Source organism: Streptomyces sp. SID13726, assembly GCF_010548375.1.
Classification (GTDB): domain Bacteria; phylum Actinomycetota; class Actinomycetes; order Streptomycetales; family Streptomycetaceae; genus Streptomyces.
Genome location: NZ_JAAGLY010000009.1, coordinates 218,298 through 244,211 on the forward strand (window position 1 = coordinate 218,298; position 25,914 = coordinate 244,211).

Here is a 25,914-nt window from a genome sequence, read left to right on the forward strand (position 1 = left end):
GTCTCCTTCGCTAGTCCGGCCCCATTCTGCCCTGCGTACCGGCCGCGGACGTCACCGGCAGTGGGTAGGGCGGGGGAGTGCCGCCGAACTCCGGGCAGTGCTCCTGGTGGTCGCACCAGCCGCACAGCTTGGTGGGGCGGGGCCGCCAGTCGCCCGTCTCCGTGGCCTGCCGGATCGCCTCCCACAGCGCCAGCAGCTTGCGCTCGACCCGCTCCAGGTCGGCGAGGACCGGGTCGTACGTCAGGACGTCACCGCTGCCCAGGTAGACCAGCTGGAGGCGGCGCGGGATCACGTTCTTCAGCCGCCACACCACCAGGGCGTAGAACTTCATCTGGAACAGCGCGCCCTCGGCGTACTCCGGCCGCGGCGCCTTGCCCGTCTTGTAGTCGACGATCCGCACCTCACCGGTCGGCGCCACGTCGACCCGGTCGATGATCCCGCGCAGCCTGAGCCCCGAGTCCAGCTCCGTCTCCACGAACAGCTCCCGCTCGGCGGGCTCCAGACGCGTCGGGTCCTCCAGCGTGAACCACCGCTCGACCAGCCGCTCCGCCTCACCGAGCCAGCGCGTCAGCCGCTCGCCCTCCGGATCGTCGGCGAACAGCTCCACCACCTCGGGGCGGCTCTCCCTGAGCCGGTCCCACTGGCCCGGCACCAGCGACTTGGCCCTCGGCGCGGTCCGCTCACCGGCCGGCGCGTCGAAGAGCCGCTCCAGCACCGAGTGCACCAGCGTCCCCCTGGTCGCCGCCTCGCTCGGCTTCTCCGGCAGCCGGTCGATCACCCGGAACCGGTACAGCAGCGGGCACTGCATGAAGTCACTGGCACGGGAGGGGGAGAGGGAGGCGGGCGCGGCGGGCGTTATGCCGGCGGCCCGGGACGCCTTGTCGGTGCCGGGCACCGCATCCGCATCCGTGGCCGGGACAGGCCCCGTCTCGGCCTCGGTCGGTGCTGCCTCTGCCTCCGCCTCGGCCGCGACCGGCGCGTCCGCGTCGCTCTGTCCGGCCGCGATCGGTTCCCCGACCGGCCCGGGCCGCACCGCGACCGTGGGTTCCGCCGTCCCCGGGGCGTCGACCGCGGTCTCGGCCCCGCCCTCCGTACTCGTCTCCATGACCACAGACCATACGGCCCGCCACTGACAGTGACCCGCCCCCGGGCCTCCGGGCCTACGGGCGGTGGCGATGCGGGCGCACGGCTCGGGGGACGGAGATCCCCGCGGACGGGTCGAGCGCCCCGCCCCGGGGGTGCCCGGCACCCGGCCGACGGCCGTCGAGTCGCCGTAACCGCTGTGGCCCCTGAGGAAACACGGGGGGTGCCGGGGCGGAACGCGTCGCGACCGCCGCATACCATCGACCCGAGACCCTTCCGCACGGCAGGCGCGGAAGACGCTTCGAACGAGGGGACATCGTGGACGAGAGCGGCGGGAGCGGGCAGCCGCGATCCGGCACGGACAGGCCGGCCGAGCCCCACGCAGGGCCTCCGGCCCACACCACCGAACCCCACGACGGCGGGACCCGCACCGACACCGACAGCACACCGGCGGAGAGCGCCGAGCAGGGGACACCGGACCAGGCTCCGAGCGACGGCACCGAGTCCCCGGCGACGACCGGGCCCGCGCCCGAAGCCGACGGCGAGCGAGACACCGGGACCCGTCCGGCAGAGCCGACCCCCGCGGCCGACGAGAAGGACCCAGCGACCCCGCAGCCCCACACCGCACAGCCCGGACTCGGCAGCACCCCCGACGACCACCACCGCACCCTCGCCCACTCCGGCGCCCCCAAGAACCCCCCGCCGCCCCAACCCCCGCAGCCCCGAGGCGGACTGCTCATGGGCCGCCCCTTCGGCGTGCCGGTCTACGTCGCCCCGAGCTGGTTCCTGGTCGCCGCCCTCATCACCTGGGTCTTCGGCGGCCAGCTGGACCGCGTCCTGCCGGAACTCGGCGCGGCCCGCTACCTCGTCTCCCTCTTCTTCGCGGTCGCCTTCTACGCCTCCGTGCTCGTGCACGAACTGGCCCACACCGTCGCCGCACTCCGCTTCAAGCTCCCCGTCCGCCGCATCCAGCTCCAGTTCTTCGGCGGCGTCTCCGAGATCGAGAAGGAAGCCGAGACCCCCGGCCGCGAGTTCGTGCTGGCCTTCGTCGGCCCGCTGCTCTCCCTGGTCCTCGCCGGCGTCTTCTACCTCGCCATGCTGCCCGTCGAACCCGGCACGGTCCCCGGCGTCCTGCTCGCCGGCCTGATGATCTCCAACCTCATCGTCGCCGCCTTCAACCTCCTGCCCGGCCTCCCGCTCGACGGCGGCCGCATGCTCCGCGCGGTGGTCTGGAAGATCACCGGCAAGCCCATGACCGGCACCATCGCCGCCGCATGGGTCGGCCGCGCCCTTGCCGTCTCCGTCCTGATCGGCCTCCCGCTGCTCACCCAGTCCGGGGCACTCGGCTCCACCGCCGAGGACAACGTCGGCATGGACACCGTCATGGATGCCCTGCTCGCCGCGATCCTCGCCGCCATCATCTGGACCGGTGCCGGCAACAGCCTCCGCATGGCCCGGCTCAGGGAGCACCTGCCGGATCTGCGCGCCCGCACCCTCACCCGCCGTGCCGTCCCGGTCGAGACCGACACCCCCCTCTCCGAGGCCCTGCGCCGCGCCAACGACGCCGGCGCCCGCGCCCTGGTCGTCGTCGACGCCGAAGGCAGCCCGCTCTCCCTCGTCCGCGAGGCCGCCATCGTCGGCGTACCGGAACACCGCCGCCCCTGGGTCGCCGTCAGCGGCCTCGCCCAGGACCTCACCGACGGCATGCGCGTCTCCGCCGAACTCGCGGGCGAGGACCTCCTGGACGCTCTGCGGGCCACCCCGGCGACCGAGTACCTGGTCGTCGAGGAGACCGGCGAGATCTACGGCGTCCTGTCCGCGGCGGACGTCGAGCGGGCCTTCGTGAAGGCCATGGCCAGACCGTCCTAGTGGTCGGCGGCCCCTCCCGGGACCGGTAGGGTGTTCACATGTCCGAACCGACCGGTGCCGCCCGCAGGCGCGGGCCCTTCAAGGTCGGGGACCAGGTTCAGCTGACCGACCCCAAGGGCCGCCACTACACGTTCACGCTCGAAGAGGGAAAGAACTTCCACACCCACAAGGGTTCCTTCCCGCACGACGAGCTGATCGGCGCACCCGAGGGCAGCGTTGTCCGCACCACCGGTAACGTCGCCTACCTCGCGCTGCGCCCCCTGCTCCCCGACTACGTCCTGTCCATGCCCCGCGGCGCCGCCGTGGTCTACCCCAAGGACGCGGGGCAGATCCTCGCCTTCGCCGACATCTTCCCCGGCGCCCGCGTCGTGGAAGCGGGCGTCGGCTCCGGCTCGCTCAGCAGCTTCCTGCTGCGCGCCATCGGCGACCAGGGCATGCTGCACAGCTACGAGCGCCGCGAGGACTTCGCCGAGATCGCCCAGCAGAACGTGGAGCGCTACTTCGGCGGCCCGCACCCCGCCTGGCAGCTCACCGTCGGCGACCTCCAGGACAACCTGTCCGACACCGACGTCGACCGCGTCATCCTCGACATGCTCGCCCCCTGGGAGTGCCTGGAGGCCGTCTCCAAGGCGCTCGTCCCCGGCGGCATCCTGTGCTGCTACGTCGCCACCACCACGCAGCTCGCCAGGACCGTCGAGTCCATCCGCGAGATCGGCTCCTTCAACGAGCCGACCTCCTGGGAGTCGATGATCCGCAACTGGCACGTGGAGGGCCTGGCCGTCCGCCCGGACCACCGGATGATCGGCCACACCGGCTTCCTGCTCACCGCCCGCCGCCTCGCCGACGGCGTCGAGCCGCCCATGCGCAGGCGCCGCCCCGCGAAGGGCGCCTACGGCGAGGACTACACCGGTCCCAACGCCGACGGCGGCGGTCGCTGACCGCCGTACCCGATCAGTCAACGTGCGGGCGCCACGGCCGCGTTCCCGGAACCCCTCCGGAACTCGACCGCGGCGCCCTTCTGTTGGCACCGGGCCGCAAACCGGACATTCCCGACGGGGTACGTCCGTGACCTCGGACCCCGCCGTTCCCCCGACCTGTGACGTGTGGCACCATGCTGGCCACCCACCCCCACCGGCACAGCCCTCACAGGAGACGCTCCTAGTGCAGCAATCCGCCGTCCCGGAACTGGCACACACGCACACCCGTCCGATCCACTGGGTCGCCACCGCCACCGCCGTGGCGGGAGTCGTGGCCCTCTCGTCGGTACTCCAGCCCCATCCGGCGACCGCGGCCCAGGCGGCCGGCCCCGAAAGCAGAACCGCCCCCGCCGTGACGACGGCCCCGGACCCCGCGGACGTGCACTTCCCGCTCGACTGCGGCCCGGTGAAGGCGAAGATCCAGAAGCGGGTCTCCGGAGACCTCGACGGCGACGGACGGCCGGAAACAGTCGTAGTGGTGCACTGCGACGCCCCCATGGGCACCCCGCCCGACGCCATCTACGTCATCACGCGCGCGAAGGACTCGACACCGCGCGTGGTCGCCACCCTGCTGACCACCAAGACCCGCAACACCGTGACCGACTTCACGGTGAGCGACGGAGCCGTCCTCGCGACACTGCTCGGCTACTCGACGTCGGACGTGCCCAGTTGCTGCCCCGACGTCAAGGACAAGGCGAAGTGGCAGTGGAAGGACGGCACGTTCCTCCGCTCCACCCCGGCCGGTACGCACAGCGTCTGACCGAAGCGATCACATCTGTGCGTAAACGGACAGTAGTCACGCAGCGTGCATTTCCGGTCACTCCGCGTCGGGCCCGTAGACCTCTCGCCTGTCCGAAACTCGACGTACATGGATGCACTCGCCCGGACATTCCTTCACGGAGTCGACCACATCGGTGAGGAGCGGCAGCGGCACGGGCGTTGTGGCACCCGGGCCCTGGAGCAGCTCGTCGTCGGCGCCCTTCACATACGCCAGACCGTCGATGTCCAGCTCGAACACCTCCGGCGCGTACTGCGCGCAGATGCCGTCGCCGGTACAGAGGTCCTGGTCGATCCAGACCTCCAGCGCCTCGCCGCCGCCGCCCCCGGCCTCCTGCTGCACGATCGTCTCTCCTGCCGTTTACGCACCGAGCCGAACGGGAATCCGGCCAGCTCTGACGGGTGTTGAACACTTCGACCCTACCGTCGGCAGCTTTCCAATCATGTTCGGTGGGTATTCCCCTGGCGTGAGGGAGAGCGCAAGGGTGAAGATCGGACACACCTCGACAGTCTTTGTGATCTAGGGGTTTCAATCGACACCCACCCAGGTAGGGTCTGGAAGCGTCCAGCTCCCCTTGGAGGAGGTGAGGACCGTGGCAGCCCACGACGACGACATGAACCGCGGCATCCGCCCGGGACGAGGGTCCGACGACCCGGCCGGGCAGATTGCCTACCTTGAGCAGGAGATCGCCGTCCTGCGGCGCAAGCTCGCCGACTCTCCGCGACACACGAGGATTCTCGAAGAGCGGATCGTCGAGCTGCAGACCAACCTGGCCGGCGTGTCCGCCCAGAACGAGCGACTCGCCAACACACTCCGTGAGGCCCGCGACCAGATCGTGGCCCTCAAGGAAGAGGTCGACCGGCTCGCCCAGCCCCCGGCTGGCTTCGGAGTCTTCCTCACGGCGAACGAGGACGGCACAGCCGACATCTTCACCGGCGGCCGCAAACTGCGGGTGAACGTCAGCCCGAGCGTCGACCTCGAAGAGCTCAGGCGTGGCCAGGAAGTGATGCTCAACGAAGCTCTCAACGTGGTCGAGGCCATGGAGTACGAGAGCGTCGGCGACATCGTCACCCTCAAGGAGATCCTCGAGGACGGCGAGCGCGCCCTGGTGCAGGGGCACACCGACGAGGAGCGGGTGGTACGGCTCGCCGAACCACTCCTCGACGTCACCATCCGCCCCGGCGACGCCCTGCTCCTCGAACCGCGCTCCGGTTACGTCTACGAGGTCGTCCCCAAGAGCGAGGTCGAGGAACTCGTCCTCGAAGAGGTCCCCGACATCGGCTACGAGCAGATCGGCGGACTCGGCGGCCAGATCGAGGCCATCCGCGACGCGGTCGAGCTGCCGTACCTCTACCCGGACCTGTTCAAGGAGCACGAACTGCGGCCGCCCAAGGGCGTCCTGCTCTACGGACCCCCCGGATGCGGTAAGACGCTCATCGCCAAGGCCGTCGCCAACTCGCTGGCCAAGAAGGTCGCCGAAGTCACCGGCCAGGCCCAGGGCAAGAGCTTCTTCCTCAACATCAAGGGCCCCGAACTCCTCAACAAGTACGTCGGCGAGACCGAGCGGCAGATCCGCCTCGTCTTCCAGCGCGCCAGGGAGAAGGCCTCCGAGGGCACCCCCGTCATCGTCTTCTTCGACGAGATGGAATCCCTCTTCCGCACCCGCGGCTCCGGTGTCAGCTCGGACGTGGAGAACACCATCGTCCCGCAGCTGCTCGCCGAGATCGACGGTGTCGAAGGCCTCCAGAACGTGGTCGTGATCGGCGCCTCCAACCGCGAGGACATGATCGACCCCGCCATCCTGCGCCCCGGCCGGCTCGACGTGAAGATCAAGATCGAGCGTCCCGACGCCGAAGCGGCCAAGGACATCTTCGGCAAGTACCTCACCGAACGCCTCCCGCTGCACTCCGACGACCTCGGCGAGCACGGCGGCAGCAAGACCACCACCGTCCAGAGCATGATCCAGACGGCCGTGGAACACATGTACGCCGAATCCGAGGAAAACCGCTTCCTGGAAGTCACCTACGCCAACGGCGACAAGGAAGTCCTCTACTTCAAGGACTTCAACTCCGGCGCCATGATCGAGAACATCGTGGGCCGCGCCAAGAAAATGGCGATCAAGGACTTCCTCGACCACAACGCCAAGGGCCTCCGGGTCTCCCATCTCCTCCAGGCCTGCGTGGACGAGTTCAAGGAGAACGAAGACCTGCCCAACACCACCAACCCGGACGACTGGGCCCGCATCTCCGGAAAGAAGGGCGAACGGATCGTCTACATCCGTACCCTCATCACCGGAAAGCAGGGCGCCGACACCGGACGCTCCATCGACACGGTGGCGAACACCGGTCAGTACCTGTAAGAACCAGGGCGGCTGCGGGTGCCCTCACCGGGTACCCGCAGCCGACTGTTTTTCAGGCAACTAACCGGAACAAAGGCGAGCAAGGCAATGACGCAAATGATCTCCCCACCAGCGCAGAGCCGTTCTAGGCTCTTCGGTACCGCCGAGTCGCGCAGTGCGGGGACGGGCACCGCACACGCACCGGAGCGCCAGCGGTACTTGAGCGCCGCCCCCGACCGAGGGCGCCGCCGGGCAAGGAGGGCCGCATGACCGTACGGCGAGTAATGGGCATCGAGACGGAGTACGGGATCTCCGTCCCCGGCCACCCCAACGCCAATGCCATGCTCACCTCGTCCCAGATCGTCAACGCCTACGCGGCGGCGATGCACCGGGCCCGCCGGGCCCGCTGGGACTTCGAGGAGGAGAACCCGCTCCGGGACGCGCGGGGCTTCGACCTCGCCCGCGAAGCCGCCGACTCCAGCCAGCTCACCGACGAGGACATCGGCCTCGCCAACGTCATCCTCACCAACGGCGCACGGCTCTACGTCGACCACGCACACCCCGAATACAGCGCACCCGAGGTCACCAACCCGCGCGACGCCGTCCTCTGGGACAAGGCCGGCGAACGCATCATGGCCGAGGCCGCCGAACGAGCCGCACAGCTCCCCGGCGCCCAGCCCATCCACCTCTACAAGAACAACACCGACAACAAGGGCGCCTCCTACGGCACACACGAGAACTACCTGATGAAGCGGGAGACCCCCTTCTCGGACATCGTGCGCCACCTCACGCCCTTCTTCGTCTCCCGCCAGGTCGTCACCGGCGCCGGCCGCGTCGGCATCGGCCAGGACGGCCACGAACACGGCTTCCAGCTCAGCCAGCGCGCCGACTACTTCGAGGTCGAGGTCGGCCTGGAGACGACACTCAAGCGCCCGATCATCAACACCCGCGACGAACCCCACGCCGACGCCGAGAAGTACCGCCGCCTGCACGTGATCATCGGCGACGCGAACCTCTCCGAGATCTCGACATACCTCAAGCTGGGCACGACCGCCCTCGTCCTGTCCATGATCGAGGACGGCTTCATCGCCGTGGACCTGGCCGTGGACCAGCCCGTCCGCACCCTCCACCAGGTCTCCCACGACCCCACACTCCAGCGCCTCGTCACCCTCCGCAGCGGCCGCACACTCACCGCGGTACAGCTCCAGATGGAGTACTTCGAGCTCTCCCGCAAATACGTCGAGGAACGCTTCGGCGCCGATGCGGACGAACAGACCAAGGACGTCCTCGCCCGCTGGGAGGACACCCTCAACCGCCTGGAGAACGACCCCATGAGCCTCGCCGGCGAACTCGACTGGGTCGCCAAGCGAGAACTCATGGAGGGCTACCGGCGCCGCGACGGCCTCGACTGGGACGCCGCCAAGCTCCACCTCCTCGACCTCCAGTACGCCGACGTACGCGCCGAGAAGGGCCTCTACAACCGTCTCGTCGCCCGCGGCCGCATGAAGCGCCTCCTGGACGAGCAGGACGTCGAGAGGGCCTGTACCAAGCCGCCGGAGGACACCCGCGCGTACTTCCGCGGACGGTGCCTGGAGCAGTACGCCGACGACGTCGCCGCGGCCTCCTGGGACTCCGTGATCTTCGACCTGCCCGGGCGGGACTCCCTCCAGCGGGTCCCAACCCTCGAACCGCTTCGCGGAACGCGAAATCACGTCAAGGAGCTCCTTGACCGCTGTCGTACGGCAGAAGACCTGGTCAGGGTGCTGTCGGGCGGCTGAAGGGGTACCCGGGCCGGGTGCTCCCACAGGGTGGAAAACCTGGCCAGAGGGAATCATCGAGATGGCCCCCGTACGTTGTAGGAACTGCGGGGCCGATGTCAGTCCCTGCAAGTAGGGTCTGATCAAGAACGTCGAACCGAGCGGGGTGAGGGGTTATGGCGACCAAGGACACCGGCGGCGGACAGCAGAAGGCCACGCGCAACACCGAGGAGGTCGAGGAGCAGAGCGCGGAAGCGCAGGGTTCCGAGGACCTCAAGGAGCGCCACGAGAAGCTGAGCGACGACGTGGACTCCGTCCTGGACGAGATCGACGATGTCTTGGAGGAGAACGCGGAGGACTTCGTGCGGTCATTCGTTCAGAAAGGCGGCGAATAGCCTTCGAATCGAAGGCTACGGGGGTCGTTGAACTTGGCAAGCGAAGAGAACGGGAAGTGCTGCGTGCGGTGCGGCGAGACCAAGCCGTACGCAGCCTTCGCCCGCAGGCGGTCCAACCTGGATGGTCTGCAGCGGCACTGCCGGGACTGTGCATCGGACTATCACCGCGCGCGTCAGGAGAGTTTGGGGCGGAAGGTTCGCCCGAAAGCGGATGTCCCCGAGGGGCACAAGCTGTGCCTGAAGTGCGGCGAGGTCAAGCCGTGGAGCGAATGGCACCGCAACGCGACCGCCTCGGACGGGTTATCGACACGCTGCAAGGAGTGCCGGGCCGCCGAAGGCCGGGCGGGTCACCTGAAGCGCCACTACGGCCTCACCGAAGCCCAGCGTGACGAGATGGTCGCCTCTCAGATGGGGCTCTGCGTTATCTGCCTGACGGCTCCGGCCGTGCATGTGGATCACTGCCACAAGACGGGTAGGGTCCGAGGCGTACTGTGCTTCAACTGCAATTCGGCCATCGGCAAGTTGGGGGATGACCCCGACGCCGTCCGTCGGGCCGCCGCTTACCTGGAAGGAATCGCGTGGAAGCCAACACTCGTAGCACCGGGCGTCTACCAGCTGCCTTCCTGACGCCTGGGTCGTCGTCCTTCATGGACTTCTTGTCCGAGCATCAGCCGGAGATGCTGCCGGGGAACCGGCAACTGCCGCCCACGCAGGGCGTGATCGAGGCGCCGCACGGGACGACCATCGTGGCCGTCACGTTTCCCGGTGGTGTGGTGCTCGCGGGTGACCGCCGGGCGACCATGGGGAATGTCATCGCGCAGCGGGACATCGAGAAGGTGTTCCCGGCGGACGAGTACTCCGCGGTGGGCATCGCCGGCACCGCGGGTCTCGCCGTGGAGATGGTGAAGCTGTTCCAGCTGGAGCTGGAGCACTTCGAGAAGGTCGAGGGGGCGCAGCTCTCGCTGGAGGGCAAGGCGAACCGGCTGTCGACCATGATTCGTTCCAACCTCGGCATGGCCATGCAGGGGCTTGCGGTGGTGCCGCTCTTCGCGGGGTACGACGTCGATCGCGACCGGGGCCGGATCTTCTCGTACGACGTCACGGGCGGCCGTTCCGAGGAGCACAACTTCGCCGCCACCGGTTCGGGCTCGATCTTCGCGCGCGGGGCGATGAAGAAGCTGTTCCGCGGCGATCTGACGGAGGAGCAGGCCACCACGCTGGTGGTGCAGGCTCTGTACGACGCGGCTGACGACGACTCGGCGACCGGTGGTCCCGATGTCGCCCGCCGGATCTACCCGATCGTCACCGTGATCACCGAGGACGGTTTCCGTCGGCTCACCGAGGACGAGTCCTCCGAGATCGCCCGGTCGATCCTGGCGCGGCGGCTCGAGCAGCCCGACGGCCCGCGGGCCGCGCTGCTCTAGCCGACGGACCGGTTCTTACAGGGTGATCGCAGTGACTTCCACAGAAAGGGACGGATAACCGGTGTCGACGCCGTTCTATGTCTCCCCCCAGCAGGCCATGGCCGACCGGGCGGAGTACGCCCGCAAGGGCATCGCTCGTGGTCGCAGCCTGGTCGTGCTGCAGTATGCCGACGGCATCGTGTTCGTCGGCGAGAATCCGTCCCGTGCGCTGCACAAGTTCAGCGAGATCTACGACCGGATCGGCTTCGCGGCCGCCGGCAAGTACAACGAGTACGAGAATCTGCGGATCGGCGGTGTGCGCTATGCCGATCTGCGGGGTTACACCTACGACCGTGACGACGTGACCGCGCGTGGTCTCGCCAACGTGTACGCCCAGACGCTGGGCACGATCTTCTCCTCGGCGGCCGAGAAGCCGTACGAGGTGGAGCTGGTCGTGGCGGAGGTCGGTGAGACGCCGGACGGCGATCAGATCTATCGGCTGCCGCACGACGGTTCGATCGTGGACGAGCACGGTTCGGTGGCGGTGGGTGGTAACGCCGAGTTGATCAGCAGCTATCTGGACCAGCGTCACCAGGACGGCATGAGTCTGGCGGAGGCGCTGACGCTGGCGGTGCAGGCGTTGTCGCGTGAGACCAACGGGACGCAGCGGGAGATTCCCGCGGAGCGGCTGGAGGTCGCGGTGCTGGACCGTACGCGTCCGCAGCAGCGGAAGTTCAAGCGGATCGTGGGTCGTCAGCTGGACCGGCTGTTGGAGGCCGACGGGGCGTCCACCGAGGCGGAGAGCGCGGAGGAGGCGGAGGGCTCCGAGGAGGAGTAGTCCTGCCTGTTCCGTCCGTTTCGTGTCCCTTCTGTGCCCCGGCCGTTCTTCCGGCCGGGGCACAGGGCGTTCAGGGGGTGCTGGGTGGTGCCGTGGAGCCGCGTACGACGAGTTCGACGGGGATGTCTCCCGCGTCCGGTGTGCGGCCGTCCAGGACGGCGAGGAGGGCTTGCATGCCGCGTTCGCCGAAGAGTTCGGCGTCGAGTCGTACGGTCGTGAGTTCGGGGTCGATGGCGGTGGCGAGGGCGAGGTCGTCGAGGCCGGTGACGGAGATGTCGTCGGGGACGCGCAGGCCGAGTCGTCGTACGGCCTTGTAGGCACCGGCGGCGAGTTTGTCGTCGTCGCAGACGAGGGCGGTGGGGCGGGGGCCCGGGGTGGCGAGGGCGGCTTCGGCGGCGGTGAGGGCGCCGTCGATCGAGATGGGTGCGTGGGCGGTGCGGACGGTGGTGCCGGGCACCGCGCCGAGTTGTGCGGCGAGTTCGCGTGCGCGTACGTCGAAGGTCCAGGAGGGCACGTCGGCGGCGAGGTGCAGGAAGCTGCGGTGGCCGAGGCCGAGGAGGTGGGCGGCGACCTGGCGGACGCCGTCGGCGATGTCGAGGTTGACGGTGGCGCGGGCGAGGCTGCCGGAGGGGTCGCTGTCGAGCATGACGAGGGGGAGCTGGTCGCCGCGGATGGCGGTGAGGGCGTCGGCGGCCATGGAGGAGGCGATGACGCCGTCGAGGGCGGCCTGGGCGGAGGCGAAGGGGTCGCGGGCGGGGCCGATTCCCTCGGGGGAGGGGTAGAGGACGACGCCGAAGCCGTGGTCGGCGGCGACGCGTGCGGCGCCGGTGTAGACGCCGGCGAAGAACTCCGTGGTCAGGGCGGGGACGACGAGGAGGACGGTGCGGGTGTGGCCGAGGCGGAGGTTGCGGGCGGCGAGGTTGGGGCGGTAGCCGAGGTCGCGGGCGGCTTCGCGGACGCGTTCTGCGGTGGCTTCGGAGACTCTGCCGCGCCATTTGTCGCCCAGGACGAGTGAGACGGCGGCCTGGGAGACTCCGGCCGCCTGTGCGACGTCACGGCTGGTCGGTCGCGTGTTGCTGGGTGCCACCGTGGACCTGCTCTTTCGTCTGGACGTGTGAACAGCGCACATGGTACGTATGGGAGGCGAAGTTATACGTATGACTTGGAGGCGGGACATGGCCGCGGGATACCTGGAGATCCTCAGGGCACGGCACGCGGCCCGCCTGCTGACGGGCACGCTGGTGGGCCGGCTGCCCAACGCGACCGCGGCGATCGCCCTGGTGCTGTTCGTGCGGGCCGAGGGCGGCACGTACAGCCTGGCGGGCGCTCTCGCGGCGGTGTACGGCGTGGCGAACGCCGTCGGCCAGCCGGTGCTCGGGCGGCTGGTGGACCTGTACGGGCAGCCGCGCGTCCAGCTGCCCGCGGCCGTCCTGTCGGCGCTCGCCATGGCGGGCTTCGCCGTCTCCGGCACCGACCCGCTGGCGCTCGCCTACGCGTGCGTGGCGGCCGCCGGGCTGTTCACGCCGCCTCTGGAGGGCGGTCTGCGGGCCCTGTGGCCGTCGGTGCTGCGCCGCGAGGAGCAGGTGCACCGGGCGTACGCGATGGACGCGGTGGCGCAGGAAGTGATGTTCACGGTCGGCCCGTTGCTGGTGACGCTGTGCGTGTCGCTGTGGTCGGCCGGGGCGGCCCTGCTGGTGCTCAACGCGGTGGGGGTGCTGGGGGCGCTCTCCGTGGTCGTGTCGGCGCCCTCGCGCGCGTGGCGCTCCGCACCGCGTGAGGCGCACTGGCTGGGCGCGCTGCGCTCGCGCGGACTGCTGGCCCTGCTGGGCGCGTTCCTGTTCGTCGGCATCGCGCTGGGCTCCATCACGGTGGCCTCGGTGCCGTACGCCGACGAGCATGGCGGGGACGCGGTGTACGGCTGGCTGATGGCCGGGATCGGGCTGGGCGCCCTGGTGGGCGGGATGGCGTACGGGGCGCGGCAGTGGGCCGGTGAGCCGGCGCGGCGACTCCAGGTGCTGGTGGGCTTCCTGGCGGTGTGTTACCTGCCGCTCACGCTGATGCCGGGCGCGGTGGCGATGACGCTGCTGATGGTGCTCGCGGGGGTGTTCCTGGCGCCCGCCATCGCGTGTGCCTTCGTCCTCGTCGACCGGCACGCGCCGGCCGGGACGGTCACCGAGGCTTTCTCCTGGCTTGTGACGACGTTCACCGTGGGCGCGTCGGTCGGAACGGGGCTCGCGGGCCCGGTCGTCGAGCGGGGCGGGGCCCTGTGGGGCTTCGGCGTGCCGGGGGTCGCGGGGGGTGTGTCGCTGCTGGTTCTGCTGGTCACCGGGCGCGTCCTCACAGCTCCCGCGGGGCGGGCGGTGGTTGCGTCTTCATCGGAAAATGATCCAAACCGTGCGGCCGAACCCCGTTTCAGCTCGGGGGATCGGGCGTAATGTTCAGTCATGGACCGCCGCATTTTCGGGCTGGAGAACGAGTACGGCGTCACGTGTACGTTCAGGGGACAGCGGCGCCTGTCTCCCGACGAGGTGGCGCGGTACCTCTTCCGCCGTGTCGTGTCATGGGGCCGCAGCAGCAACGTCTTTCTGCGAAACGGCGCCCGCCTCTATCTCGATGTCGGGTCACATCCGGAATACGCGACTCCCGAATGTGACAACGTGACCGAACTGGTCACGCACGACAAAGCAGGCGAGCGCATTCTCGAAGGACTCCTGGTGGACGCCGAACGACGCCTGCACGAGGAAGGAATCGCGGGCGACGTCTACCTCTTCAAGAACAACACCGACTCGGCGGGCAACTCCTACGGCTGCCACGAGAACTATCTCGTCGCCCGCCACGGGGAGTTCTCCCGGCTCGCGGACATTCTCATTCCGTTCCTGGTCACCAGGCAGCTTCTCTGCGGTGCCGGCAAGGTGCTGCAGACCCCGCGGGGCGCGGTGTACTGCGTCAGCCAGCGGGCCGAGCACATCTGGGAGGGCGTCTCCTCGGCGACGACCCGCTCCCGGCCGATCATCAACACGCGCGACGAACCGCACGCCGACGCCGAGCGCTACCGCCGGCTGCACGTCATCGTGGGCGACTCGAACATGTCCGAGACGACCATGCTGCTCAAGGTCGGCGCGACCGACCTGGTGCTGCGCATGATCGAGGCGGGCACCGTGATGCGCGACCTGACCCTGGAGAACCCGATCCGGGCGATCCGCGAGGTCAGCCACGACATCACCGGCCGGCGCAAGGTGCGCCTGGCCAGCGGCCGGGAGGCCTCCGCCCTCGACGTGCAGCGCGAGTACTACGAGAAGGCCGTGGACTTCTGCGAGCGCCGGGGCATCCGCACCGGCACCGTCGAGCAGGTCCTGGAGCTGTGGGGCCGCACGCTGGACGCGATCGAGGCCGAGGACCTCGACCGTATCGGCACCGAGATCGACTGGGTCATGAAGTACAAGCTCATCGAGCGGTACCGGGCCAAGCACAACATGACCATGTCCCACCCGAGGGTCGCGCAGATAGACCTCGCGTATCACGACATCCACCGCCGTCGTGGTCTCTACTACCTTCTGGAGAGGAAGGGCCAAGCCGCCCGTATCTGCAACGACTTGAAGATCTTCGAGGGCAAGTCGGTTCCCCCGCAGACCACTCGGGCCCGGCTGCGCGGTGACTTCATCCGCAGGGCCCAGGAACAGCGCCGGGACTTCACCGTCGACTGGGTTCATCTGAAGCTCAACGACCAGGCGCAGCGCACGGTGTTGTGCAAGGACCCGTTCCGTTCGGTCGACGACCGGGTCGAGAAACTGATCGCCGGAATGTGATCGAAGCGTTCCGAATCACCGTCGGAACGCAACACGGGCGCCGTACGTTTCCCGTACGGCGCCCTTCTCACGCCGTAGAGTTGCGCGCACGCCATCAACAAGATCGACCGATTACGAGGCCCCCACCGTGCGCCGACGCTCCGTTCTCATCGCCGTTCCCGCAGGACTGGCCACACTCGCCGCATGCGGTGACGACAAGTCCGACTCGAGCAAGGCGAGCGACAGCGCGTCTCCGTCAGCCTCGGCGTCGGCCTCGCAGGCACCGCCGCCGAAGATCGTCGACGGTCCGCTGCCGGCGATCACCGCGGGCGCGAAGTTCGACGAGAAGCCGACCGTCGCCAAGGGCAGCGGCGACCCGTCCGACCAGCTCGCCGTCAAGACCCTCATCGCGGGCAACGGCACCACGGTCGTCGAGGGCGACTACGTCAAGGCCAACTACCTGGGTCAGATCTGGGCCACGGCGAAGGTCTTCGACAACTCCTACGACCGCAAGACGCCGCTGCTCATCCAGCTCGCGCAGAACACCATCATCGACGGCTGGCGGTACGCCCTGACGGGCAAGAAGGCCGGCAGCCGCGTGCAGTTCTCCGTCCCGCCCACCTGGGGGTACGGCAAGGAGGGCAACTCTCAGGCCGGCATCAAGGGCACCGACACCCTGGTGTTCGTCGTCGACCTCCAGGAGACCTTCAACGGCAAGAGCTCCGCCAAGGGCAAGGCCGTGGCCCAGGACGACGCGGCCCTGCCCAAGGTCGGCACCAACACCGACGGCAAGGCCCCCTCCATCGAGATCCCCAAGAAGGACGCGCCCACCAAGCTGGTGGCGGAGTACGTCCTCGAGGGCGACGGCGACGAGGTCGCGGCCGACAGCACCCTGCTCGTGCAGTACAAGGGCGTGGTGTGGGACACCGGCAAGGAGTTCGACTCGACGTACAGCAGGAAGCAGCTGGCGTCCTTCTCGCTCCAGCAGGTCGTCAAGGGCTGGGCGCAGGGCCTGACCGGCAAGAAGGTCGGCAGCCGGGTGCTGATCTCGATCCCGCCGAAGCTGGGCTACGGCGACAACCCGCCGGCCGGCAGCGGCATCGAGAAGGACTCCACGCTGGTCTTCACCGTGGACATCCTGGCGAAGATGTGACGCACGGGGGACATGCGCGAAGGTCCCCGCGACCGGGATGTAAGACTGGTCCCTGTTGCCTTTCCGTGAACAAGCAGGAGCGAGTGACGTGAGCATCGACAAGCCCGAGATCGACTTCCCTGAGGGCGCGCCCCCGGCGGACCTGGAGATCAAGGACATCTGGGAGGGCGACGGCGAGGTCGCGCAGGCCGGCCAGACCGTCACCGTCCACTACGTGGGCGTCTCCTTCAGCACCGGCGAGGAGTTCGACGCCAGCTGGAACCGTGGTCAGCCGTTCCGCTTCCCGCTGGGCGGCGGCCGGGTCATCAAGGGCTGGGACCAGGGTGTGCAGGGCATGAAGGTCGGCGGCCGTCGCCAGCTGACCATCCCCGCCCACCTCGCCTACGGCAACCAGAGCCCGACCCCGGCGATCAAGGCCGGCGAGACCCTGATCTTCGTGGTCGACCTCCTCGGCGTCTGATCGTCGTACCGGAGTCATAAAGGATCACGGTGCGGTCGGATCGTCGTACGACATCCGACCGGACCTGATCATCCGGGGTCCATGCCTGTCCGGGCATGGGCCCTCGGCTTTTGCCGCGCCACTTCGGGGCGGTACGGTCATCGTCCGTAAGCACCATAGGGAGGCGAAGGGCGTCGATGGCCATTGCCAAGGCCGAGCGGCTGATGAACCTGGCGCTGTGTCTGCTCGGGACGCGACGGCCGCTGAGCAAGCGGGAGCTCCGGGAGTCCATCGAGGCCTACCTGGAAGCGAATTCCGACGACTCCTTCAACCGGATGTTCGAGCGCGACAAGGACGATCTGCGCGAACTCGGGCTCGTGATCGAGACCGTTGAGAACCTCGACGGTGAAGTCGGCTATCTCGCCCGGCGGGACAGCAACCGGCTGCCGCCCATCACCCTCGACGCCGAGGAGGCCGCCGCCCTGGGCCTGGCCGCCAAGGTGTGGCAGCAGGCCAGGCTCGCCGGGGCCGCCAGCGGCGCGCTGCAGAAGCTGCGCGCGGCCGGGCTGCCCGAGGACGTCGACCCGTACGAGGCGCACGGCGCGCTGGAGCCGCGCATCCCGGTGCACGAGGCGTCGTTCGAGCCGCTGATGCTCGCGTGCCGCGACCGCCGTCCGGTCCTGTTCGACTACCGCAAGGCCACCGCCGCCCGGCCCGAGCCCCGCCATGTCGAGCCGTGGGCGCTGGAGTGCTGGCGCGGCCACTGGTACCTGGCCGGTTTCGACCGCGACCGGGGCGCCGAGCGGGTGTTCCGGCTGTCCCGGATCACCGGGAAGGTCCGCTCGCGCGGCACCCGCTTCACCGCGCCGGTCCCCGATGTCGTCACCGTCCGGGAGACCGTGGCGAGCTGGGCGGGGGAGACCGCCGACCGCAGCGCGCTGATCCGGCTGCGCACGGACGCCGGGTACCCCTTGCGGGCGAAGGCCACCTCGGTGCGGGAACTCGGGGACGGCTGGGACGAGTTGGAGATTCCGTACGGCCACGGGCTGGACGCCTGGCTGGTGGAGTTCGGTCCCGACGTGGTGGTCCTGGAGCCCGCCGAGCTGCGGGCCGACGTGGTGGACCGGCTGCGTGCCGTGGCCAAGGGCTGAGGGGGAACGGAAGAGAACGTGGCAGGCAAACCGGTCAGGCCCACGAACGCCATCGACCAGACCCGGCGGATGCTCTCGCTGGTGACCTATCTGAAGGAGCGGCCCGGCGCCCGGGTCGAGGACGTCGCCCGCGCCTTCGGGATCACCGAGGACGAACTGGTCTCCGACCTCGACGTGCTGCCCATGTGCGGCACCAGCTTCCGCGGCGGCGACCTGCTCGACATCGACACCGACGGCGAGCGGATCTGGTGGCACAACCCCGCCGCCCTCGGCGAGGAGACGGCCGAGCCGCTCAGGCTCGCCGCCGACGAGGCGACCGCGCTGCTGGTGGCCGCCCGCGCGGTGTCCACCCTGCCCGGCCTCAGGGAGAGCGACCGGCAGGCGCTGCTGCGGGCCACCGCCAAGGTGGAGACCGCGGCCGGTGAGACCGCCGGGGCCAGCGCCCGCCTCTCGGTGACCTTCGAGGCCGAGGGCGGGGTCTTCGCCGACGTCGACCGGGCCATCTCCGAGCGGCGCCGGCTGTGGATCCGCTACTACTCGCCCGCCCGCGACGAGGTCACCGAGCGCGAGATCGACCCCATCCGCCTGGTCAGCGTCGGCCACACCTATGTCGAGGCGTGGTGCCGCCGCTCCGAGGCGCGCCGCACCTTCCGGCTGGACCGGGTCGCCGAGATCAAGATCCTCGACGAGCCGGCCGCGCCGCCCGAGATCGAGCTCAGGGACCTGTCCGAAGGGCTCGTGCAGCCCGCCGCCGAGGACCCCGAGGTGGTCGTCGAGGTGGGTCCCGGCGGGCGCTGGGTCGCCGAGTACTACCCGCACGACAGTGCGGATGAGCTTTCCGACGGCGGTCTGCGTATTACCCTCCGCACCCCCGACCCGGCGTCGCTCAGGCGACTCGCGCTCCGGCTCGGCCGTGACGGCCGCATCGTCTCGCCGCGCGACCTCGCCGACAGCGCCCGCGAGGCGGCCCGCGAGGCGCTGGCCGCGTACGACGGGGTCGAGGCGCGGGACACCCCGGGGACAGGGGTGCAGGACGGTCGGTACGACAGGCAGGAGCAGGGGCTTTGAGCGAGTCGGCGACGTCTGGTGCGGGCATGTCGGTGGCCGCCGCCTTCGCGGGGATGAGGAGCGCGGCACCGGTGACGTTCAAGGCGGGCTGCCCTGACTGCCGGGAGCGGTTCGAGCTGGCCGCGAGCGCTCTGCGCCTGGCCATCGGCGCGACCAGCCGCACCACCTTCTACTCCTTCACCTGCCCCGAGTGCGGCGCGGCCGTCCGCAAGCCCGCGGGCGAGCGGATCGTGGAGCTGCTGACCGGCGGCGGGGTGCGGACACTGCGGCTGCACTCCACCCTCTAGGCTCGGTGCCATGTTCTGGCCGATGTTCGCGGTAGCTGTGGGTTTCGTGGGTCTCGCCGTCCTCGGCGTGCTGGCCGTCCGGGTCTTCCTGGAGGCTCAGCGCCTCGGACGGCAGGTCACGGACTCCGCGCGGCGCATCAACCGGGCCGCGGAGGACCTGGAGCGGGCGGCGGTGAGCACGGCGCGTTCTGTGGACTCACTGTGAGTACGGCTGAGAGTTGGGTGTGAGTCGAGCGCCGGATGCGTTTTGGGCCACTTCGCCCTGTCACCGGGGCGGGGTCGGCAGGTACTCTGCTGGTCGCGGACCGGATAACGAGGCCCGGCCGCGGTCCGGGAGTACGCACGGGGATTGCCACGCGTTCACCCCTGAGCGTTACGATCGCTGTCAGCACGGCTGATCGGACACTTGTCCGACCGGTCGGACAGCACCCCACAAGCCGCCTCGGTGAGAAGGTAAAGACTTATGTTCGGAAGGCTCGGCGCCCCCGAGATCATTCTCATCCTCGTCGTCATCATCCTGCTGTTCGGCGCGAAGAAGCTTCCCGACATGGCGCGCTCGCTCGGCAAGTCCGCTCGCATCCTCAAGAGCGAGGCCAAGGCGATGAAGGACGAGGGCAGCAGCACGGCCACCCCGGCCGGCCCCCCCAACAACGACGAGCAGACCCCGGCTCAGCAGCGCACCATCCAGGCCTCGCCCGGCGACGTGACCAGCTCGCGCCCGGTCTCCGAGCCGACGGACACGACCAAGCGCTGACGCGGGGCCGGTGACCTCCGGCCCGCCCGCACGAGATGGGAACGTGGGTTGCTGAAGTCTGCCCGCAAAGAGGAGAGGGATCCCGAGGGGCGGATGCCTCTCGCGGATCACCTTCGTGAGCTCCGCAACCGGCTCGCGAAGGCGATGCTGGCCATCATCGCCGTCACGGTGGTCGCCGCCTTCTTCTACAACGACATCATCAACTTGATCACCAAGCCGATCCTCGACTCGGTCGGCTGTGACAAGTCCTTCGCGGAACTGGCCAAGTCGACACAGTCGACCAAGCCGTGCGCCGAGATCACGATCAACGGTCTTCTCGCGCCCTTCACGCTGGCACTGAAGGTCTCGCTCATGGCCGGCGTCGTCGCGGCCTCGCCGGTCTGGCTCTACCAGCTGTGGGCCTTCGTCGCACCGGGCCTGCACCGGCACGAGAAGAAGTACGCCTACGCCTTCGTCGGCACCGGTGCCCCGCTCTTCATGGTCGGCGCCTACTTCGCCTACTCGGTCCTGCCCACCACGGCGAAGGTGCTCATCGGCTTCACCCCGGGCGGCACGTCCAACCTGCTGCCCCTGGACGACCTGCTCGACCTCGTCCTGCGCATGGTGCTGGTCTTCGGTCTCTCCTTCGAGCTGCCCCTGCTGCTGGTCTTCCTCAACCTCACCGGGCTGATCACCGGCAAGCGGATGCTCGGCTGGTGGCGCGGCATGATCATGGCGATCACGGTCTTCGCGGCCGTCGCCACCCCCAGCACCGACCCGCTGACGATGCTGGCGCTCGCCGCGCCGATCTGGGTGCTGTACTTCGGGGCGACCGCCTTCTCCCTGCTCAACGACCGGCGCAAGCGCCGCCGCGAGGCAGAGGGCCCCGACGACGACGAGGCCTCCGAACTCGACCTCACCCCCGAGGACATCGGCGACGTCGAGACCGTCTCCGCGAGCCGGGCCCTGCCCGAGCAGTCGGCCACGGACCGGGTCAACGGCTATGACGACGTGACCTGACGACCCGGGGACAGCTCATGAGGTCACTCCGGTGACCTCCGGGTTCACCCCCCTCGTCCACCCCACCGCGGGCCGCGGCCGGGGCGCCCCAGCGGCGCCGCCGGCCGCTTCCGCGTCACGGGCGGCGAAGGCCCGGTCCGCCGCTGCCGCCGGGCGCGCGGTGTGTCCGCCGGGCCGTGTCCGTCGTGGGTCCTTGATCCGTGCGGGGCCTTTGATCTGCGTAAAGACCAGGTTTCGCGGGGACCGATCCGGATAATGATCGTCCTGTTGTCAGTGGGGCCCGGTACGCTCGAAAGCACGATGACAGAGGACCTCTCACCGGCCGAGCGGTACGCGGCAGCCCGCCTGCGGGCAGCCGAGCAGGCCACCGCGCTCGCGGGCTTCCGCGAGATGTACGACTTCGGTCTCGACCCCTTCCAGATCGAGGCCTGTCAGGCTCTCGAAGCGGGGAAGGGCGTGCTGGTGGCCGCCCCCACCGGCTCCGGCAAGACGATCGTCGGCGAGTTCGCCGTCCACCTCGCCCTCAAGCAGGGCAAGAAGTGCTTCTACACGACACCCATCAAGGCGCTGTCGAACCAGAAGTACGCGGACCTGAGCCGCCGTTACGGCGCCGACAAGGTCGGCCTGCTCACCGGCGACAACAGCGTCAACTCCGACGCCCCCGTGGTCGTGATGACCACCGAGGTGCTGCGGAACATGCTGTACGCGGGCTCGCAGACCCTCCTGGGCCTCGGCTACGTGGTCATGGACGAGGTGCACTACCTCTCCGACCGCTTCAGAGGCGCCGTATGGGAAGAGGTGATCATCCACCTCCCCGAGTCGGTGACCCTGGTGTCCCTGTCGGCGACCGTGTCCAACGCCGAGGAGTTCGGCGACTGGCTCGACACCGTGCGCGGCCACACCGAGGTGATCGTCTCCGAGCACCGGCCCGTGCCGCTGTTCCAGCACGTGCTCGCCGGGCGCCGGATGTACGACCTGTTCGAGGAGGGCGAGGGCAGCAAGAAGGCCGTCAACCCCGACCTCGCGCGCCTCGCCCGCATGGAGGCCCAGCGGCCGTCGTACCAGGACCGCAGACGCGGCCGGGCGATGCGCGAGGCCGACCGGGAGCGCGAGCGCCGTCAGCGGTCCCGGGTGTGGACGCCGAGCCGGCCCGAGGTCATCGAGCGGCTCGACGCCGAGGGCCTGCTGCCCGCCATCACCTTCATCTTCAGCCGCGCCGCCTGCGAGGCGGCCGTACAGCAGTGCCTGTACGCCGGTCTTCGGCTCAACGACGACGAGGCGCGGGAGAAGGTGCGCGCGCTGGTCGAGGAGCGCACGGCGTCGATCCCGAACGAAGACCTCCATGTCCTCGGGTACTACGAATGGCTCGAGGGCCTGGAGCGCGGCATCGCGGCCCACCACGCGGGCATGCTGCCGACCTTCAAGGAGGTCGTCGAGGAGCTGTTCGTACGCGGTCTGGTCAAGGCCGTGTTCGCGACCGAGACCCTGGCGCTCGGCATCAACATGCCCGCGCGTTCGGTGGTGCTGGAGAAGCTCGTCAAGTGGAACGGCGAGCAGCACGCCGACATCACACCGGGCGAGTACACCCAGTTGACGGGCCGTGCGGGCCGGCGCGGCATCGACGTCGAGGGCCATGCCGTCGTGCTGTGGCAGCGCGGGAGCAGTCCCGAGCACCTGGCCGGGCTGGCGGGCACGCGTACGTACCCGCTGCGCTCCAGCTTCAAGCCGTCGTACAACATGGCGGTCAACCTCGTCGAGCAGTTCGGGCGGCACCGCTCGCGCGAACTCCTGGAGACGTCGTTCGCGCAGTTCCAGGCCGACAAGTCGGTCGTCGGGATCTCCCGGCAGGTGCAGCGCAACGAAGAGGGGCTCGACGGCTACAAGGCCTCCATGACCTGCCACCTCGGCGACTTCGAGGACTACGCGCGACTGCGCCGCGAACTCAAGGACCGCGAGACCGAGTTGGCCCGGCAGGGCGTGGCCCAGCGGCGGGCCGAGGCGGCCGTGGCGCTGGAGAAGCTCAAGCCGGGTGACGTCATCCATGTGCCGACGGGCAAGTACGCCGGTCTCGCACTGGTCCTCGACCCGGGACTGCCCGCCGGGCGGTCCAACGGCCACCGCGGCTTCGAGCAGCACGACGGGCCGCGCCCGCTGGTGCTGACCGCCGAGCGGCAGGTCAAGCGGCTCGCCTCGATGGACTTCCCGGTGCCGGTCGAGGCGTTGGAGCGGATGCGGATCCCCAAGTCCTTCAACCCGCGCTCCCCGCAGTCCCGTCGGGACCTCGCGTCCGCGCTGCGCACCAAGGCCGGGCACATTCCGCCGGAGCGGGCCCGCAAGAAGCGGTCGCAGGCCGCCGACGACCGGGAGATCGCCCGGCTGCGCACCGCGATCCGGGCGCATCCCTGCCATGGGTGCAACGACCGTGAGGACCACGCCCGTTGGGCCGAGCGTTACCACCGGCTGCTGCGGGACACCTCGCAGCTGGAGCGGCGCATCGAGGGGCGGACGAACACCATCGCCCGGACCTTCGACCGGATCGTCGCGCTGCTGACCGAGCTGGACTACCTGCGCGCCGACGAGGTCACCGAGCACGGCAAGCGGCTGGCGCGGCTGTACGGCGAACTCGATCTGCTGGCCAGTGAGTGCCTGCGCGCCGGGGTCTGGGAGGGGCTTTCCCCCGCCGAACTGGCCGCGTGTGTCTCCGCCCTGGTGTACGAGGCCCGGGTGGGCGACGACGCGATGGCGCCCAAGCTGCCGTCCGGCAAGGCCAAGGCGGCGCTCGGCGAGATGGTGCGGATCTGGGGGCGGCTGGACGCCCTTGAAGAGGACTTCCGTATCAACCAGACCGAGGGGGTCGGGCAGCGGGAGCCGGATCTCGGGTTCGCCTGGGCCGCGTACATGTGGGCCTCGGGGAAGGGACTCGACGAGGTGCTTCGGGAGGCGGAGATGCCGGCCGGGGACTTCGTGCGGTGGTGCAAGCAGGTGATCGATGTGCTGGGGCAGATCTCGGCGGCGGCTCCTGTGTCGGGGGGCGACGGGTCCTCCTCCGTCGCGAAGAACGCGCGCAAGGCTGTTGATCTGTTGCTGCGGGGGGTTGTGGCCTACTCGTCGGTGGGGTGACGGGTTCGGGGGCGGGTGCGGGCATGTGGGGGCTGGTCGCGCAGTTCCCCGCGCCCCTGAAGGCCTCGACTCGGGCTGTGTCCCAGGAAGTTCCGCCAGCTCCCGTGCGAGGTGATGTCCTCGGCGTTCGCCAGCGCGCCGGGTTCGCACAGGAAGCCTGGGGTTCGGGTTCCGTCCGCCAGTTCCACGCAGCCCAGTGTCATCGGGCGGGGGAGTGCCGTCAGGAGGCGGCCCAGGCCCTCCGCCGGGAGGCGCCACACCTCCACCTCGATCTCGGCGCCGCCCTCGCCCACGTGGACCAGGCCCGGCTTCGGCGGGGTCGTGTCCAGGGCGTGCAGGCGGTACACCGGGGCGGTGGTCGTCGTACGGTCCAGGCGGGCGCCCAGCGCCAGGAGTTGGGGGTTCAGGGGCTGGCCTGTCAGGTGGGCGCCGACCACCGCCAGGCGGGTCTCCGGCTGGAGCCTGGCCGCGATGCCCGCCAGGCGTGCGTCGGTGTGCGCCGGGCCGATCAGCATCACGCCGAAGGGGAGGCCGTCGACCTCGCCGGACGGGACCGCGACCGCAGCCAGGTCGAAGAGGTTCGTGGAGTTGGTGAAGCGGCCCAGGCGGGCGTTGGCGCCCAGGGGGTCGGCGGCCACCTCGGCGAGGGTGGGGTGGCCGGGAGCCGTGGGGAGGAGCAGGGCGTCCGCGTCGGAGAGCTCCGTGAGGGCTTTCGCGCGCAGGGCGGCCAGGCGGTCCATGTCCGCGTAGAGCTGGTGGGCCGGGAGATCGCGGGCCCGGGTGATGATGGCGGCGACCGTGGGGTCCAGAGTCGGGTCACCTTGCGCTGTCGCCTTGTCGATAAAGGCGCCCACCGCTGTGTAGCGCTCGGCCACGAACGCGCCCTCGTACAGCATCGCCGCCGCCTCGGTGAACGGCGTGAGGTCGAGGGCGCGGATCGACGCGCCTGCCGTGCGCAGCTGCTCCACGGCGACCTCGTAGGCATCCGCCCAGCCCTCGTCCAGTTCGCCGAGCTGCTCCCGCGGAGGGACCGCGATCCGCCACGGGCCGGGGCGGCGGCCGGGAAGGGGCGGCGGCGTGCCGGTGGCCATGTGGGACAGCGCCTGCTCGGCCTCCGGGAGGGTGCGGGCGAACACCGTCACGCAGTCGATCGAGGCGCAGGCCGGGACGACCCCGGCCGTCGGGACCAGGCCGCGGGTGGGCTTGAGGCCGACGATGCCGTTGAAGGCGGCCGGGACCCGGCCCGAGCCCGCCGTGTCGGTGCCGAGGGCGAAGTCGACGATGCCCAGGGCCACGGCGACCGCCGAGCCGGAGCTGGAGCCGCCGCTGATCCGCGCGGGGTCGTACGCGTTGCGGACCGCGCCGTGCGGGGAGCGGGTGCCGACCAGGCCCGTCGCGAACTGGTCCAGGTTCGTGGTGCCGAGCACGATCGCCCCGGCCGCGCGGAGCCCGGCGACGACCGGGGCGTCGGCCTCCGGCCGGTAGGCGTACGACGGACAGCCCGCCGTGGTGGGCAGGCCGGCCACGTCGATGTTGCCCTTGGCGGCGAACAGGCGGCCCGCGAGAGGCAGTTGCTCGCCCCGGGCGAGGCGTTCGTCGATCGCCTCCGCCTCCCGCTCGACCTCCTCCCTCGGGCGCAGGTCGATCCAGATCTCGGGCCGGTCCACGGCCTCGACACGGTCGTAGGCGGCGTGGACCCGGGAGAGGGTGGTGGACATGG

24 protein-coding genes are annotated in these 25,914 nt (G+C 69.9%); 20 read left to right on the forward strand and 4 right to left on the reverse strand.

The window, feature by feature from the left end; translation table 11 throughout:
• Nucleotides 1-10 precede the first annotated feature (10 nt).
• Nucleotides 11-1,105, reverse strand: coding sequence for a RecB family exonuclease (locus G3I78_RS24920; RefSeq protein ID WP_239158022.1), 1,095 nt, complete (start codon nt 1,103-1,105; stop codon nt 11-13).
• Nucleotides 1,106-1,401: 296 nt separating this feature from the next.
• Here G3I78_RS24920 and G3I78_RS24925 point away from each other — a divergent pair, with 296 nt between their 5' ends.
• The 3 genes from G3I78_RS24925 to G3I78_RS24935 all read left to right on the forward strand — a co-directional run bounded on the left by G3I78_RS24925 (nt 1,402) and on the right by G3I78_RS24935 (nt 4,689).
• Nucleotides 1,402-2,952, forward strand: a complete 1,551-nt coding sequence (locus G3I78_RS24925) for a site-2 protease family protein (protein ID WP_164428281.1) — start codon at nt 1,402-1,404, stop codon at nt 2,950-2,952.
• A gap of 38 nt (nt 2,953-2,990) precedes the next feature.
• Nucleotides 2,991-3,890: a tRNA (adenine-N1)-methyltransferase gene (locus G3I78_RS24930; RefSeq protein ID WP_164428283.1), complete on the forward strand. Its 900-nt coding sequence runs from the start codon at nt 2,991-2,993 to the stop codon at nt 3,888-3,890.
• A gap of 223 nt (nt 3,891-4,113) precedes the next feature.
• Nucleotides 4,114-4,689, forward strand: coding sequence for a hypothetical protein (locus G3I78_RS24935; protein ID WP_164428285.1), 576 nt, complete (start codon nt 4,114-4,116; stop codon nt 4,687-4,689).
• A gap of 57 nt (nt 4,690-4,746) precedes the next feature.
• Here the strand turns inward: G3I78_RS24935 and G3I78_RS24940 are convergent, their stop codons facing one another.
• Nucleotides 4,747-5,049, reverse strand: a complete 303-nt coding sequence (locus tag G3I78_RS24940) for a ferredoxin (protein ID WP_164428288.1) — start codon at nt 5,047-5,049, stop codon at nt 4,747-4,749.
• 250 nt (nt 5,050-5,299) lie between these two features.
• Here G3I78_RS24940 and arc point away from each other — a divergent pair, with 250 nt between their 5' ends.
• From arc to prcA, 6 genes are all read left to right on the forward strand, one after another.
• Nucleotides 5,300-7,066 carry a proteasome ATPase gene (arc, locus tag G3I78_RS24945; RefSeq protein ID WP_164428290.1) on the forward strand — a complete coding sequence of 589 codons (1,767 nt, stop codon included), beginning with the start codon at nt 5,300-5,302 and terminating at the stop codon, nt 7,064-7,066.
• A 245-nt stretch (nt 7,067-7,311) separates the two neighbouring features.
• On the forward strand, nt 7,312-8,823 hold the full coding sequence (gene dop, locus G3I78_RS24950) for a depupylase/deamidase Dop (RefSeq protein WP_343243839.1): 1,512 nt from the start codon (nt 7,312-7,314) through the stop codon (nt 8,821-8,823).
• Between the two features lie 155 nt (nt 8,824-8,978).
• Nucleotides 8,979-9,197: a ubiquitin-like protein Pup gene (locus G3I78_RS24955; protein ID WP_123988084.1), complete on the forward strand. Its 219-nt coding sequence runs from the start codon at nt 8,979-8,981 to the stop codon at nt 9,195-9,197.
• A 33-nt stretch (nt 9,198-9,230) separates the two neighbouring features.
• Entirely contained in the window at nt 9,231-9,824 is a 594-nt protein-coding gene (locus tag G3I78_RS24960) for an endonuclease VII domain-containing protein (protein ID WP_203615461.1), read from the forward strand.
• Nucleotides 9,776-10,621 carry a proteasome subunit beta gene (gene prcB / locus G3I78_RS24965; RefSeq protein WP_164428292.1) on the forward strand — a complete coding sequence of 282 codons (846 nt, stop codon included), beginning with the start codon at nt 9,776-9,778 and terminating at the stop codon, nt 10,619-10,621. Before G3I78_RS24960 ends, prcB begins: the two co-directional genes overlap by 49 nt.
• Nucleotides 10,622-10,682: 61 nt before the next feature.
• Nucleotides 10,683-11,438, forward strand: coding sequence for a proteasome subunit alpha (gene prcA, locus G3I78_RS24970; protein WP_164428294.1), 756 nt, complete (start codon nt 10,683-10,685; stop codon nt 11,436-11,438).
• Between the two features lie 70 nt (nt 11,439-11,508).
• On the opposite strand, the gene G3I78_RS24975 is transcribed toward prcA, so the two are convergent.
• Nucleotides 11,509-12,525, reverse strand: coding sequence for a LacI family DNA-binding transcriptional regulator (locus G3I78_RS24975; protein ID WP_164428296.1), 1,017 nt, complete (start codon nt 12,523-12,525; stop codon nt 11,509-11,511).
• An 88-nt stretch (nt 12,526-12,613) separates the two neighbouring features.
• Here G3I78_RS24975 and G3I78_RS24980 point away from each other — a divergent pair, with 88 nt between their 5' ends.
• From G3I78_RS24980 to G3I78_RS25035, 11 genes are all read left to right on the forward strand, one after another.
• Nucleotides 12,614-13,873 (forward strand): MFS transporter, encoded by a 1,260-nt coding sequence (locus G3I78_RS24980; protein ID WP_164428298.1) that lies wholly within the window; start codon nt 12,614-12,616, stop codon nt 13,871-13,873.
• A gap of 9 nt (nt 13,874-13,882) precedes the next feature.
• Entirely contained in the window at nt 13,883-15,244 is a 1,362-nt protein-coding gene (pafA, locus tag G3I78_RS24985; RefSeq protein ID WP_164428300.1) for a Pup--protein ligase, read from the forward strand.
• A 127-nt stretch (nt 15,245-15,371) separates the two neighbouring features.
• The gene (locus G3I78_RS24990) at nt 15,372-16,376 is read left to right on the forward strand and encodes an FKBP-type peptidyl-prolyl cis-trans isomerase (protein WP_164428302.1); all 1,005 of its coding nucleotides are present in this window, start codon (nt 15,372-15,374) and stop codon (nt 16,374-16,376) included.
• 88 nt (nt 16,377-16,464) lie between these two features.
• Nucleotides 16,465-16,836 (forward strand): FKBP-type peptidyl-prolyl cis-trans isomerase, encoded by a 372-nt coding sequence (locus G3I78_RS24995; protein ID WP_164428304.1) that lies wholly within the window; start codon nt 16,465-16,467, stop codon nt 16,834-16,836.
• A 176-nt stretch (nt 16,837-17,012) separates the two neighbouring features.
• The gene (locus tag G3I78_RS25000; RefSeq protein WP_164428306.1) at nt 17,013-17,966 is read left to right on the forward strand and encodes a WYL domain-containing protein; all 954 of its coding nucleotides are present in this window, start codon (nt 17,013-17,015) and stop codon (nt 17,964-17,966) included.
• Between the two features lie 18 nt (nt 17,967-17,984).
• Nucleotides 17,985-19,034, forward strand: a complete 1,050-nt coding sequence (locus G3I78_RS25005; protein ID WP_164428308.1) for a WYL domain-containing protein — start codon at nt 17,985-17,987, stop codon at nt 19,032-19,034.
• Nucleotides 19,031-19,321: a hypothetical protein gene (locus G3I78_RS25010; RefSeq protein ID WP_203615464.1), complete on the forward strand. Its 291-nt coding sequence runs from the start codon at nt 19,031-19,033 to the stop codon at nt 19,319-19,321. The genes G3I78_RS25005 and G3I78_RS25010 overlap by 4 nt, the downstream gene beginning before the upstream one ends.
• A 10-nt stretch (nt 19,322-19,331) precedes the next feature.
• Entirely contained in the window at nt 19,332-19,526 is a 195-nt protein-coding gene (locus G3I78_RS25015) for a hypothetical protein (RefSeq protein ID WP_164428310.1), read from the forward strand.
• 258 nt (nt 19,527-19,784) lie between these two features.
• Entirely contained in the window at nt 19,785-20,075 is a 291-nt protein-coding gene (tatA, locus tag G3I78_RS25020) for a Sec-independent protein translocase subunit TatA (protein ID WP_164428312.1), read from the forward strand.
• Between the two features lie 48 nt (nt 20,076-20,123).
• Nucleotides 20,124-21,074, forward strand: coding sequence for a twin-arginine translocase subunit TatC (gene tatC / locus G3I78_RS25025; RefSeq protein WP_203615465.1), 951 nt, complete (start codon nt 20,124-20,126; stop codon nt 21,072-21,074).
• Nucleotides 21,075-21,329: 255 nt separating this feature from the next.
• Complete coding sequence (locus G3I78_RS25035; protein WP_164428316.1) at nt 21,330-24,194, forward strand: DEAD/DEAH box helicase; 2,865 nt, start codon at nt 21,330-21,332, stop codon at nt 24,192-24,194.
• Here the strand turns inward: G3I78_RS25035 and atzF are convergent.
• Nucleotides 24,176-25,912: an allophanate hydrolase gene (atzF, locus tag G3I78_RS25040; protein WP_164428318.1), complete on the reverse strand. Its 1,737-nt coding sequence runs from the start codon at nt 25,910-25,912 to the stop codon at nt 24,176-24,178. The two genes, G3I78_RS25035 and atzF, sit on opposite strands and share 19 nt — an antisense overlap.
• Nucleotides 25,913-25,914: the final 2 nt, after the last annotated feature.

Excerpts from the sequence above, each read along its gene's own strand:
- G3I78_RS25000 (WP_164428306.1), top strand. The coding sequence starts at position 17,013 with ATGGCCATTGCCAAGGCCGAGCGGCTGATGAACCTGGCGCTGTGTCTG.
- atzF (WP_164428318.1), bottom strand. The coding sequence starts at position 25,912 with ATGTCCACCACCCTCTCCCGGGTCCACGCCGCCTACGACCGTGTCGAG.
- G3I78_RS24930 (WP_164428283.1), top strand. The coding sequence starts at position 2,991 with ATGTCCGAACCGACCGGTGCCGCCCGCAGGCGCGGGCCCTTCAAGGTC.
- G3I78_RS24920 (WP_239158022.1), bottom strand. The coding sequence starts at position 1,105 with ATGGAGACGAGTACGGAGGGCGGGGCCGAGACCGCGGTCGACGCCCCG.
- G3I78_RS24955 (WP_123988084.1), top strand. The coding sequence starts at position 8,979 with ATGGCGACCAAGGACACCGGCGGCGGACAGCAGAAGGCCACGCGCAAC.
- G3I78_RS25015 (WP_164428310.1), top strand. The coding sequence starts at position 19,332 with ATGTTCTGGCCGATGTTCGCGGTAGCTGTGGGTTTCGTGGGTCTCGCC.
- pafA (WP_164428300.1), top strand. The coding sequence starts at position 13,883 with ATGGACCGCCGCATTTTCGGGCTGGAGAACGAGTACGGCGTCACGTGT.
- G3I78_RS24980 (WP_164428298.1), top strand. The coding sequence starts at position 12,614 with ATGGCCGCGGGATACCTGGAGATCCTCAGGGCACGGCACGCGGCCCGC.
- tatA (WP_164428312.1), top strand. The coding sequence starts at position 19,785 with ATGTTCGGAAGGCTCGGCGCCCCCGAGATCATTCTCATCCTCGTCGTC.
- dop (WP_343243839.1), top strand. The coding sequence starts at position 7,312 with ATGACCGTACGGCGAGTAATGGGCATCGAGACGGAGTACGGGATCTCC.
- G3I78_RS25035 (WP_164428316.1), top strand. The coding sequence starts at position 21,330 with ATGATCGTCCTGTTGTCAGTGGGGCCCGGTACGCTCGAAAGCACGATG.